This window comes from Parabacteroides sp. MSK.9.14, assembly GCF_019041495.1.
Classification (GTDB): Bacteria; Bacteroidota; Bacteroidia; order Bacteroidales; family Tannerellaceae; genus Parabacteroides; species Parabacteroides merdae.
The window spans coordinates 1-13,940 of record NZ_JAHPXO010000062.1 but is presented as its reverse complement, the minus strand read 5'-3'; the positions used below and the strand labels follow the sequence as shown (position 1 = coordinate 13,940).

Annotated in this window: 8 protein-coding genes; 4 read left to right on the top strand and 4 right to left on the bottom strand. The window is 37.9% G+C overall.

The features are described from left to right. The first annotated feature begins 834 nt into the window (after positions 1 to 834). Positions 835 to 1,512 (top strand): porin family protein, encoded by a 678-nt coding sequence (locus KTG12_RS20455; RefSeq protein ID WP_005640413.1) that lies wholly within the window; start codon positions 835 to 837, stop codon positions 1,510 to 1,512. Positions 1,513 to 2,266: 754 nt separating this feature from the next. After that, a complete protein-coding gene (locus KTG12_RS22010; RefSeq protein WP_005640406.1) occupies positions 2,267 to 2,692 on the top strand; it encodes an immunoglobulin-like domain-containing protein in 426 nt (141 codons plus the stop codon). Between the two features lie 371 nt (positions 2,693 to 3,063). On the opposite strand, the gene KTG12_RS20445 is transcribed toward KTG12_RS22010, so the two are convergent. The 3 genes from KTG12_RS20445 to KTG12_RS20435 form a co-directional block, all read right to left on the bottom strand. Then, entirely contained in the window at positions 3,064 to 4,884 is a 1,821-nt protein-coding gene (locus tag KTG12_RS20445) for a PA14 domain-containing protein (protein ID WP_005640404.1), read from the bottom strand. Positions 4,885 to 5,034: 150 nt separating this feature from the next. Then, entirely contained in the window at positions 5,035 to 6,705 is a 1,671-nt protein-coding gene (locus KTG12_RS20440) for a RagB/SusD family nutrient uptake outer membrane protein (RefSeq protein WP_138273481.1), read from the bottom strand. 33 nt (positions 6,706 to 6,738) lie between these two features. Further along, complete coding sequence (locus KTG12_RS20435) at positions 6,739 to 10,260, bottom strand: TonB-dependent receptor (protein WP_173022596.1); 3,522 nt, start codon at positions 10,258 to 10,260, stop codon at positions 6,739 to 6,741. A gap of 409 nt (positions 10,261 to 10,669) precedes the next feature. Here KTG12_RS20435 and KTG12_RS20430 point away from each other — a divergent pair, with 409 nt between their 5' ends. After that, positions 10,670 to 12,211 carry an ADP-ribosylglycohydrolase family protein gene (locus KTG12_RS20430; RefSeq protein WP_005651503.1) on the top strand — a complete coding sequence of 514 codons (1,542 nt, stop codon included), beginning with the start codon at positions 10,670 to 10,672 and terminating at the stop codon, positions 12,209 to 12,211. Between the two features lie 96 nt (positions 12,212 to 12,307). After that, on the top strand, positions 12,308 to 13,228 hold the full coding sequence (locus KTG12_RS20425) for an AraC family transcriptional regulator (protein WP_055284956.1): 921 nt from the start codon (positions 12,308 to 12,310) through the stop codon (positions 13,226 to 13,228). A 136-nt stretch (positions 13,229 to 13,364) separates the two neighbouring features. On the opposite strand, the gene KTG12_RS20420 is transcribed toward KTG12_RS20425, so the two are convergent. Then, positions 13,365 to 13,940 (bottom strand): GDSL-type esterase/lipase family protein (locus tag KTG12_RS20420; RefSeq protein WP_241681970.1); only part of this gene is annotated, 576 nt, incomplete at its 5' end.

Here is a 13,940-nt window from a genome sequence, read left to right as displayed (position 1 = left end):
TATCCGTTTTTCATATAAATCATATCTATAGAAGAAGCCCTGTGTCATCTGATGACACTGTTTTTGCTGTCTCGGATATAAAGTGGTTCTAGGAATTACTGCCGGATGATGGAGAAAATAATCGGGACAGTTCCGGGAAAATGCAGGAATAAACAGGAAAAAGCGAGACTGCCACTCAAAAACAACCCTGAGACAAGTTGGTATATGAAAATTGATATGTACTTACAATGGAGTGCATCTTACTGATAAATCGAATGTACAAGATGTAGTTGAGCAGTCGATTACTATAAATCTATCTTATAGATAAGTCTGCCGGTGAATTTATCAAGTTCATGGGTAGGCTTTATTTTCATCAAAAGAGAAGATGGCTTGTTCGAAAGTTGGTTGTGTGTTAACTGATGAAATAGCGCATTGTCAGGATATATACCCAATAGAACGAATTTGACAAGATCAAAGACTATTTTATCGTGAAACTCCGAATAAAGATAAACCAAATATCTCGGGAAAATCAATATTCTTAATATACTTTCTTGAAAAAAACAGTAAAAGAACAGGCATCATTCCGTAAAATATTACTTTATTCATTTTTACCATTTATTAAATAGTCATATCGTATAATAGAAAACACATCATACAACAGTAAACCACATTCCAATATAGAAGTAAAGTTAGTAATATATTTAAATAGGAAAAAGAAAACGAAACAATACGGAAACTTGCTTGAAGCAAAAAACACAAAAAAATGATTTTTCACCAATAATACCGTAATCCATGCCAAAATGCCTTGACTGAAATTAGTACCTTTGTATTATAATACTATTTATTTAAAATAAAATGAGAAAAGCTATTTATCTGTTATTTTTTTTAGTTTGGTTATGTCCTGCTGCTTGTATGGCTCAAGGTCTCCATTTTGGATTGAAAGCCGGTGTGCTTGGAAACAAAGCTGATATTCAAGGTATAAGCAACCGGGTTAAAACAGAGAATATGACTGGTTTTCAAGTAGGTCCCATGCTACAATATCAGACCGGTTTCTATGGACTAACCTTGGATTTTTCCCTATTGTATGTACAGCGTGGAGTGAAATTGACAAACACCTCCAATGACGTCAGTGCTGATATCAAGACACAAAGTATCGACATACCCATAGAATTAAAATGGGAAATGGGGTTGTCCGACAACTTTGACTTGTTTTTAGGAATAGGACCTTCTTTTTCCTTTTTAGTAAATGAGGACAATTGGGGACGCAAACTAGTCCATATAGCCGTAGATGCCATAGACAAGGATCTTTCTTCTATGGGATGGCGTTCCACTGAAGTCGGTCTGAATCTCGGAGGTGGCGTGAAGATAATGAAACATCTGATGCTGAGCTGCTACTATAACATCGGATTAACGGAATCCGCCAGACACCATATCGGAGGAGACAAGCATGACGCCATAGACCAGATTTTCGATGGTGATATTTTCAAATCAAGAAACAGATATTGGCAATTGTCCCTTGCTTATATTTTTTAATTAAGTAAAACAATAAAGTCCTATTTATATGGAGCATACATCCGCTTTTACTTCCATTATTGATTCGCAGCTTTTACCTATGAGAGTCGGAATTGTATTTTTAATGGGATGTTGTATTCTTGCCGCTTACTGTACCAATAAGCGCAAGAATATTGAAAAGAAAGAATATCCAATGCTTCTCAAAGGCTACCCGGAACATTGTAAAGGAAGGCTATAAAGGTAAAATATACAATTCTGGTAACTTTTAGACTCTACAAATGACAATCATAAAATATTTACTCTTTACATCATTAGTACTATTTAATTCTTGTCATTCTTACCCTTCCAAGAATGGACAAGATGATAAAACAGACGGCATTCGTTTGTAAGAGGAATTATGCTCTTTATGTAGACAGCATTATTAAATCCGATACCACCCTGCAACAGCGTTTTCATTGTTTAGAGGCGATGTTGGGCACGAATAAAGTATCTGTTTACTTCCAGATATACCGACAGCCCCTTTTGAAATCAGCATTCAAAAAAGACGTTTTTGATTCTCCGTCATGAGAATTAGATATTATATCAGATATCACATTTAGTCCTGAAATCATTCCAATAAATAAAAATTCTTTCGAACGGCCTGTAAATATAGTACTGAGTCCTATACCACGGGATATTCCGCAAGGAGAAGCCTTAAATTCTGATTCTCTATCATTGCGAACTGAATATGACTATCATCCTTTATCGGTAACAGGATACTATTGAAGTATTATTAATGAACAATTCACAGCATTTTCAAGAAATGTTCAGACGAAAAGTTGTTAATTATTCGGCAGTCAATCATGGAAGAGTTCAGCCAGCAACACCTTTTACGGCACCTGCATTCTTGGATACTCTGCAAATATCTATGAAAACAGACAAAGCTTTTTATCCGATAGACACAAAAAGCGTGTCGATGAGTCTGAATAATAATAATTCCAAAGTCCTGTTTTTGGGAGAGGATTATATGGTAGCACGTAAAGAAGACAATCAATGGCTACTACTGAATGGCAACAATGCATGGACTGATATAGGTATTGAAGTTAGACAAGGGAAAAAATATCAATTTGCAGCAAATCTTTATCCCCTTTTTAATGACAACAAGCCTGGATATTATAGGGTGTATAAGGAAATAGTTTTTTATAATTCTAAAGAAAAATAGTTTATGGTAGCGGTATTCCGAATAAATTAGGGATAAAGGAATTGGATACAGTTTTCGCTCATTAGATTTTTAAATTCAAATAAGATTTTTTTAAACCTAACAAGGGACATTCAGTAAAAAGATCGCAAAAGGATTCTGTATGTATAGTCAATCCGAATAAATAAACAAAAAAACTTCTGTATAACGAATAAAAGAGGCTGTGTCGTGTAACATGTTACGATACAACCTCTTTCACTATATTTTTTGAAAGGTTCTGTAACACTTTCAAACAGATAATTCTAACTACCGATAATCATTCATCGATCCAAATACGCCCAAAATCAAACTATAGAAACAGACTATCTTCGCTAATATTGGATAAGACGAGATTTCTATTCAACAAAAAGACATGAGGCAGAGACAGTTTCCCCATAGGTTTGTTTAGGACAAATCCACTCCATCAGCAAATACTCGCCACTATACCCGTCAAAGTAACGAAGCTTCAAAGGATGACACCCTTTTTCTAGATAGACAAACCCATTTGCTTCCACATAGCCGACAGCCCGATCATTGTCAACTACACGAACGCCTCCAATAAACAGGTCCGAACCGTCATTACTTTTCAAGGAGAAACCATAAGCTCCTGAAACAGGGACGGACAAAAAGCTTTCATACACATAGCCAAAATGATCCTCGTTTCTGAAATCATCCTCAAATTCTAAATAAGATTTCACTCCCTTTGCCTTCATTTCACCAATCTTCTCCAAATCACTCACAGATTTGAAGTTACCTTCATAATAGCGATAAGATACCCCCTGTCGCCTTCCTTTACATTTGATAGCACGTGAGAAACCGATATAACGTTCATATACACGACTGGGCTTTCCATCCTTATAGGTACAAGCTTTCAATTTACAAGGAGCATCCAGTATGATCGCACCTTCACAACGGGAAGCACTACCAAATTCAGGCTCAGTTCCATCCAGTGTATAATAGGTATCACCTTCACCGCAAGACAAAACTATTGACAAGCCTTCTTTGACAAACGAGACCTTCCGCTCATCAACATATGGCATTTCTGGCATTTCCTTTGAAGCCAACAGATAGGACACTGGTATTTCTAGACGTTCAGTAGACGAGATATACATATTTGTCACACGGAAAGGCTGTGTCAATTGAGAAAGAGGACGAGTCATATCACAAACAGCATGTGCCGGAATACGAATACGATCACTCAAAACGCCGTTATCTAATAGATAAGGAATATCACTTTCATTCAATAGACGGACATGGAACTTTCCATTCCTTTCCTCATAAGAAAGTACTTTCAACGAAGAACGTAAAAACAATTTCAACATGTTCTCTTTTCCTGCCAATTTCTGATCAGCATAGGCGATTGAACGACCCGCATAAAGGGCCTCCTTAATGCTTTCTGGCGTATTTTCTTTTGCAAAAACAAACGTCAATGTACGGAATTTCTTTTTCAAGTCAAACAGGAAATCCATTGGATAATGAGCATCCGTTGCTCCAATATAAGCCAAGTTATACTGGTCTGCATAATCGATAGCACGCGGATAAAACTCTTCGTTATTGAATATCTCAATACCCTGAATCCGCTTTTGCTCGATATGACGAACAATATAAGCAGGCAATTCGCTGTTCTTATCTGGCCACCCAGGATGATTCGTTGTAATGTAAGCGCCCTCCGCAGCAGCTTTTTCAATCAGGCTGTCAGCTTCAGTCTCTGAAAAATTTCTTTTTTTCGGCATATAGTCATTACAGTCTTTGATAAAAAGGACATTCAAGTGTCCAACAGGATCGCTCCCTGTAATCTCCAACCCCTTTATCAGCGTAATTCCTTTACTTTCAGCCATTGGGAAGGCTTTATTGTAAGAGACATTACAATCCTTCGTTTCCGTGTGAGAACGAGGCACTGGCTGATGATCTGTGATTGAAATAGCGTCTAGTCCTTCAGCCCAAGCCTCCAATACACGCATTTCAGGAGTGACATGTCCATCCGAATAATAGGTATGCAAATGGAAATCACATTTCAGAGTTTTATATCCTGGCAAATCTGGCACTGCAATGTGTTTCGGATTAAAAGCACGAGAGGAAGAATATCCCTCCAGCAGTTGATACTGTACATTTTCATTTTGTGCGGACAAAGAGACACCCCACAATGTACATCCTAATATAAATACAGACTTCTTCATTTATTGTTTATAAAAATTTTATAGATAAAAGAAGTGGGTGATTGCCAATTATATGAAAACGCATACTATCCACAATCACCCATCCAAATTCATAAACTTTTGAAAAAAATATAAACTTCCCGTTTTCAAATTATTTAAATTTCTAACAAATCAACGTCCCCAGCCAGGATTAAAATTATACTCCTGCATAGGAATTTCATAAGTCATATACTCAACAGGAAGCGTACTATTACTAAGAGCTGTCCAATGAATTTTAGACCCTGCACGATCAATTGGTGTATTCCAGCGTTTAGCATTATAGAACTCGATTCCACCTTCCCCCCACATTTCTATACGCCATTGAAGTTTGATTAAATCTTTCAAAGCTAAACCGGATTTATAATTATCACAGGTTAACAATGAAGCCCCCTCTCTTGTTCGAGCAGCCAACAATTGATTTAATACCTGCTTAGACATTGCTTCATTGCCAATTTCTGCATAAGCCTCTGCCAGCATCAAAACAACTGACGAAGAACGGAATTTACACTGATCAGTATTTGTATGTTCTGAACGCTGGGTCTGCTGCAAGCAAATCGTAGCCCCCCACTTAGTATTTGTATAGGAAGGTAGTGTATGTGTATTCCCTTTAAAGTAAGTAAAATCTTTAGACTCCACAAGAACATTGTCTTTACGATAATCATTTTCATTAATTAAATTGTAAAAACGATCATCGACACGCATATAGAGTGGATTTGAACCTGTTCCATCGCCCGCAAACGGATTAAAATTCCCATAATAATACGTTCCAGCACCATCTCCATCTTTCCATCCTAAAATACATTCTGGATTAAGCGCTAAAAAAGTAAACGCATTTTCTTCAGCTTTTACTTCTTTTGTGCCAGCTTGAACCGCATCAAAATCTTTTGACTTAAACCCATAATTTGACTCTGCAATAAATGATTTATAATGGCTTAAGATATCTTCACATGCATCAATACACTGAGTGTAATCTCCCGTCCACAGGGCTACACGTGCTCTTAAATATTGAGCCACACCTAAATCTATATCTTTGGATTCTGCTGTATAGCCTGCAGATTCTTTACCCGTTTCTTTAAAAAGAGCAACCGCTTCATTTAAATCTCCCATAATAAATTTAAACGTTTCTTCGGCTGAAGATGGTGCAACTGGATCATTTAAGCCATAGACCTTATAAATAGGCATTCCTTCTCCACCTTTACCTCCATGTAAATATGCTTTCTGATAACGTTCCATAAGAAGCATATAGCTATATGCACGTACACACAAAGCTGCAGCACGCCCATTTTTCACCTCGGGAGTTCCTTTTTCAGCGACCTGCTCCGTAACAAATGTCAATACCTTATTTGCATTTGTCAAAATATTGCAAGGTAACGCCCACATTGCATAATTATATCCAGTCGTACTTTGGTCTCCACGCCATGGTTGAAAATCGTTATTATTCAGATTATACATATTAATATAAAATCCACCACGTGTGAAATTTTGTTGTGTCCCCACAACCATATCACTACAGCGTGCATTTAGCATAATATCCTGACCATCAGTAGCATTGATAGCATTGCTAGAATAGCCATTATAAGTGCCACTTATCCTAAAATTACCTTCCAAACCTGCACATAGTCCAGTAATAATAGTATTTTTCTTTTCTTGATCTTGCTCTTTATCGCTATTTAAGATCTCGAGGATCTGTTCATCTGTAAAATAATAAGGCTTTTGATCTAATTCTGAATCACAAGAAGAACAAATAGCTCCTACTAATAAAACTAATCCCCATTTTTTCCCTTTTGATATATAATTTTTCATACAACTTACAAGATTTATATATGAATTTAATAATTAAAATGTAACGTTTACGCCTATTGAAATCGTACGCATCACAGGGTAAGAATAAGCATCTACATCCATACCACCTGTCAAAGACATACTCGGATCAATACCAGGTGCAGCAGAGAACATAAATAAATTATCACCAGAAACATATACTCGTGCATTATTAATATAAGCTTTCTGAGTTAATTCTTTAGGGAGAGTGTATCCCAAAGTAATATTCTTCACACGTAAATAAGATGCGCTAAACAAGGCCATATCTGAATATCTCCAGTCATTACCCAATGTTACACCATCAATATAAACATTTCGAGATGCATAAAATTGCATTGGAAAATAAGCATCCGTATTTTCCGGAGTCCAGGTATTATTCAACAAATCTTTAGATGGTACCAATACACAAGCATCTACACCAGCAGCACTTCCTCTATAAATATTTTCAGCATAATCACGACTAAAATATTTACCACCCAACTGAAATGCCAATACTGCTGTAAAATCAAAATCTTTATACTTTAAAGAAGTTGTAAGACCACCAATCCATTTTGGTATTGCACTGCCAACTTCATATTTTGAAGCCTCATTGGGATCATTAACCTTTATATCGTCCCCGACCTTAGATCCTGCATATTTACCTACCTCCAGATCACTTTCAGTAACATGATGCCAATACATTGGAAGACCTGTACTCTGATCAACTCCTGCATATTTACGAATATATAAATTATACCAATCACGTCCTACACCACGCAAATAAAATCCTCCACCTTGAGCATCAGACGAGCCAGCTGTAGACCATCCTTCAGCATTTGCCTCATACGTTCCTTTCGGTAACATATTATTATCAGCAATCGCACCTTTCGGCAAATCAACCAATTTCGTTGTATAATGAGTTCCATTCAAACTTACATTCCAAGAAAAATCACTTGTACGAATAATATCCGCACCTAATTCCAACTCAATACCTCGGTTACGAATAGAAGCATCATTTGCTGTAATTGAAGTTTGCCCAGATGCCATATAAGAAACAGGACGTGCATAAAACGAATTATTCGTCAAACGATTATAAAAATCAAATGTCAATGTAAAACGACTATCCAAGAAAGACAAATCCACACCAGCATCCCAAGTCTGAGTTTTTTCCCATGTCAACCAACTATTCACCATATTACCCATACTTACAGTCCAAACGCCATTAGGAATACCTGTTCCACCAGACTGTGTTGTATATTGCGTTCCAATAGACCATTTTCGATAAGCATCAGTATAGTTAGAAATACCATTTGCATTTCCAATCACACCATAGCTAACCCGTAATTTACCGTTATCTAACCAACTCTGTGCAGGCTTCATGAAATCCTCCGCAGTAAAACGCCAACCACCACCTACAGACCAAAAGACACCCCAACGATTTCCTGCAAGAAATTTAGAAGAGCCATCTGCACGAACAGAACCTGATGCATAATATTTACTTTTATAATCATAGTTTATACGTGCCAAGTAAGATTCCATAACTTCTCGACTTTCATTATATTGAGGAGCCGTCATGCCTGAACCTGTTTGATATTTACCCACAAAGTTATTAGAAGAAATAAAACCAGGCATAAATTCATAAGCTGACCCCCAATAAGTTGACTTTAACGTCAACTTATTAAACTCATGAACAGCCATAGCATCAAATGTATGGTCATTTACATTCTTATAATAGCTAAGCATAATCTGAGAGTTTAAATTCTGATAATTATAATTGTATGTTGACATACCTCCTTTATTTTTGTCACGACCTACTAAAGATTGCGTATAACGTGTACGCGCCAATACATTTTGATCATAACCTAAAGTTCCTCGTAATTTAAAATCTTTCAAGAAGGAAATTTCTCCATAAATACGACTTGTCCAAGCATCTTTATCATCCACTCGTTTATCATTACCTTGCGAATAAATAATATCTGTACCACCATAGTTTTGGATCGTAGCACCCAACGGAGAATATGTCCCCCCTTCCAAGAAATAGTTTGTAGTTCCTGTTATTGAATTAACACGCAAAGAACCATCTTCATTATATGCATGAACAGGTACAATTGGAGCATGACCATTCACAAAACGCATCACATTACCTTGATTAGAACCAGCATCTGCACGCCCCCAAGTCAAGGCCATAGATTGTGTTGAAGTTTTTGAATAAGAAACCTGAACACCCATTTTAAACCAATCAAACACCTGCGCATTAACATTCGCACGACCGCTATAACGTTCAAATTTAGAGTTTTCCAAATAAGAAGGATCAGACAAGTAACCTAAAGATGCAAAATAATTAATTTTTTCATTACCTCCATTTACTGAAACATCATACTGCTGACGAAAACTATTTTTCAACAAATAATCTGCGTATGACTCATCATATAACAAACGAGCATTCGGATTGATTTTACCATCAGGATTCACTAAATAAGCTCCTGACATGGTAGCACTATGAGTTGTGCTTGTTCCATCAGGAGTGTAAATAGCACCAGGAACATCATAAGCCATAAAGTTTCCTAAACCATTACGTCCAAACGAGGTTTCACTTCCGATGTAATTAAATAAATGCTGACTTGCGAACAAAGCTGCCTCTTCATGAGTATGATTCGGACTCATCACATTCGTTGTCCAATCTTGAGGCAAACCTGTATTTTTCATACCATAACGATATGAATTATAAATCGACTTCCAAGCATATTCATAATAATCTGCAGCATTATCAACTGTACCATAATTAAAATTACCGATCGAATTAACACCCCAACGCCCATTAAACGAAACTTGCGCTTTACCCGACTTTCCTCTCTTTGTTGTCACCAATACAACACCATTCGCACCACGAGAGCCATACAATGCAGTTGATGCAGCATCCTTCAAGACAGTAATACTTTCAATATCAGAAGAATTCAAAGCCGCTAATGGATTCAAATCATCAACCATAGGAGCTGGAACACCATCAATAACTACTAACGCATTAGATGCACTCGCTTTCGTTGATCCCAAACCACGCACACGAATACCTGCATCCACACCAGGCTGCCCATCTACGGCAGAAACTTGAATTCCCGGAACCGATCCCTCCAATGCTTTTGTTGCGGAAGATGTGCTCTGTACACCGATAATTTTTGAGTCGATTTGTGTAATAGCTCCTGTAAGGTCTTTTTTTCTCTGAGTACCATACGCAACAACAACAACTTCTTCCAGTTGCTCGGTATCTTCTTCTAATTTGACATTAATAAACGTTCGATTTCCCACTTTCACCTCTTGGGACCTAAAACCGATAAACGAAAAAACCAATACGGCATCTTTTCCACCTGGAATACTTGATAAAGTAAACGTACCATCAGCACCTGTCATCGTACCGACCATCGTTCCTTTAATTGCAATATTAACACCAGGCATTTCTATTCCACCTGCATCAACTACTTTCCCTGAAACAGAGACTTGGGCAAACATCTGCAATCCTATACAGGATAGAAGACCCAAAAACAATAGAATCCGACTCTTCATAATTACTATCATTAAAGTTAAACATTATTTGCAAATATTCATTTTTAAAAAAAAACAAAACCATAAAGAATGGTATTTTTATACAGTTTTTTGACCATTCGAATAAATCAAACTTCTATGACTTTCCTTAGAAAAAAATCTTTTTTGTCATTTGTTATTTTTTTTGACATAAATCCTTTCTTTTTTGACACCACATCCATTTTCTTATCTTAGTGAGATAAGGAAATAATATTTTATAACAAATTATTTTTCAACTATATATATATCATTCACCTCTTAAATGTTATTATTGAGTTTATCTTTTCACGTCTATTTTTAAACAAAAGAGAAGAATCCTTTTTATTATCTTTGTTTCATCGTTAACTAAATTTTATATTTTAATACAATAACACTAAAAACATATCTTATGATGAACAAAATCCTACTCTTTTTAGCAATTGGGTTTGCAACAGGAATGCTTTCTTGCTCACAACAGACATTGGAAAAAACAGATAGTCTTCCTCAAACCTATACGATTAGCCAAGAAAGGCTATTAGACAAAATCAAAGGTGGCTGGGCTGGACAAACGATCGGCGTAGCATACGGAGGTCCGACTGAATTCCGTTATCGAAGCGCCATGATTCAAGACTACGTCCCGATTAGCTATGCAGATGGGTGTATCAAGAACTATTTCAAGCATGCTCCCGGATTGTTTGATGACATCTATATGGATTTGACATTCGTAGAGGTCTTCGACCGTTTGGGAATAGACGCTCCAGTCGACTCTTTCGCACATGCATTTGCTCACGCAGACTATGGACTTTGGCACGCCAATCAGGCAGCACGCTACAACATTTTAAACGGCATTATGCCTCCTGCTTCCGGACATTGGCTGAATAACCCACATGCCGATGATATCGATTACCAAATCGAAGCCGATTTTGCCGGCTTAATGACACCTGGTATGCCAAATACAGCTTCCGAAATATCAGACAAAATCGGTCATATCATGAATTATGGCGATGGATGGTATGGTGGAGTCTACATTGGTGCCATGTATTCGCTTGCTTTCATTTCCGATGACATTAACATAGTAGTCCAAGAAGCCTTGAAAACCATTCCAGAAAACAGCCGCTTCCACCAGTGTATGAACGATGTAATCCAATGGCATCGACAATATCCAAACGACTGGAAACAAACATGGGCTGAATGTGAAAAAAAATGGAATCAGGATATCGGCTGTCCTGAAGGGACTTTACTTCCATACAATATTGATGCCGTCATCAATTGCGCATACGTAGTTATGGGATTGCTGTACGGAGAGGGTGATTTTTATAAAACTATGGATATCTCAACACGCTGCGGACAAGACTCCGACTGCAATCCAGCATCTGCAGCAGGCATTCTGGCCACTATACAAGGATATAGCCAGATTCCCGAATACTGGATGAAAAACTTGCGTGAAGTAGAGAACCTCAATTTTGCCTATACAGATATGTCTTTAAACCAGACCTACCAAACCTCTTTCAAACATGCATTGCAGATGATCAAACGCAACGGTGGCAGCATCAGTGGAGACAATATTACTATTGTCTGCCAGACACCTGTTCCAGTCCGTTTTGAACAAGCATTCGAAGGCATGTTCCCAATTGGCCGTCAGGAAATCCGGAAGGAACTAAGACACCTCGGCTCATTTACTTTCGAAGGGACAGGTATCGTTTTCACGGGCTACATCCGGGGAGCTAAAAACTATGTTGCTCAAGTAGAAATGTATGTTGACGGAAAAATCATTGAAAGGGCTGTTCTACCAACCGGGAAAAATCATCGTGTAGACCTGTTCTGGAAATATCAGTTGCCAGAAGGAAAACATATCGTTACATTCAAATGGCTGAATCCCGATTCCAATGCTCAAATCCACTGTAATGACGCTCTTATCTACTCTAACAGACCGCTCCCGATTCCTCATCAATAAAGGGAACAAACTAAAACTGAGGACAGGCGGATATTAAATAAAAAAGTTATTCTGAGATTTATGCAAATAGATAAAAAATACTAAAAACAAAAAAAAATGAATGTAGACTACAATAAACACAACATTGTCAAATACTTAGCAAACAATAAAGATAAAGACATATGGAAAATGTCGGTGAGCAGTATAGGATTCCAATCCACCAAGTTTCTAGACAGCTATCCTCCAAAAGGCCATCCATTCGGATACACCTTCAATCCCGAACGAGGACGAATCTTAGACGAATTCTCCTTAATCTATATTACAAAAGGGAGAGGTACATTTCAGTCCGGCAACTGTTCCGAAAAAAAAATAACTAAAGGAGATGTTTTCCTTTTGTTTCCCAGAGAATGGCATACATACCGACCGGCAAAAGACATCGGATGGAATGAATATTTTGTAACTTTCCAAGGAGAATATTTTAATAAATTACTCAATAAGATTTTCCAACCTAATGATCCCATTATCCACATCGGCATAAACGAACAAATAGTCAAGCATTTTCTTGAAATGCTTGACTGTGCCTTGGCACAGTCACCCGGATTTCAAGCTGTCATGGCGGGAATTATGATGCATATGATCGGCGATATCTATTCGATCAACAAAAACTATGATTGTGAACCAGCTTCTCTGCAGAAGATACAGGAGGCATGCGTACTGATTCTAGAAAACATTTACGACAAATTAACACCGGAAGACATTGCCGAATCCATCAACATGAGCTATTCCAATCTCAGGAAATCATTCAAGCGATACACCGGAATCACCATCCATCAATACATTTTACAACAAAAAATTAGTAATATCAAAAAATTACTGGACAATACGGAAATGTCGGTCCAAGACATTGCAATGAAGTTAAATTTCGGGTCGGCCAACTACTTCTCGTGCTTTTTCAAGAGTAAAACAGGTATAAGCCCACTTTCCTACCGGAAAAAATTCGAAAAGTTGCAGGAAAAAGCCCCAAAGGCTCTGTATTAAAAGGGGACATTCAGTAAACAAACCATTTTATTTTAGCTCATTGACTGAATATCCCGAATTATATCATTCCCTTCATCTGTAATAACGTGAATGCGAAATATTCCGCTATACAGGTAAAGGAATGCAGGATTATTTTTCAAAAACTTTTGTTGGAGGATGCGATCTCTCCGGCAATCAATTCATATCCTCTGTTATTCGGATGGAGGCCGTCACCGATAAACAGGCTTTCGTCTATTTTGCCGTCTTGCAGCAATAGGGCAGTTCCCGGATTGGCAAATTCGTAACCTTCCGTTTCCACCATCTCCTTAATATCGAAGTTAATGTTCCTTACCCATTGTTCCTGATTACGGCGGGGAAGGATGCCGATCACTTTGACGGAGGCTTCCGGTTGTCGCTGACGGATGGCGGAAAGGAGGAAGCGGAGACCTTCGACGATATCCCTGTCGCTGTTCAGGCCACAGTTGTTCGTGCCGATCATCAAGACGACTTTTCCTGCTTTGTAGCCGTCCAGTTCTCCGTGGTATACACGCCAAAGCACATTTTCGATGCGATCCCATCCGCAGCCTAGGTTCTGGAAACCGGCAGGTCTCATGACCTTTTCCCAGGCCTCTCGTCCGTTCTTGTTGCGGTGTTCTGGTTCGCCACCCCAATAGTGGGTGATCGAATTGCCTAAGATTACAGCTTTAGGCGGATGGTTGCGTACCTGCTCCAG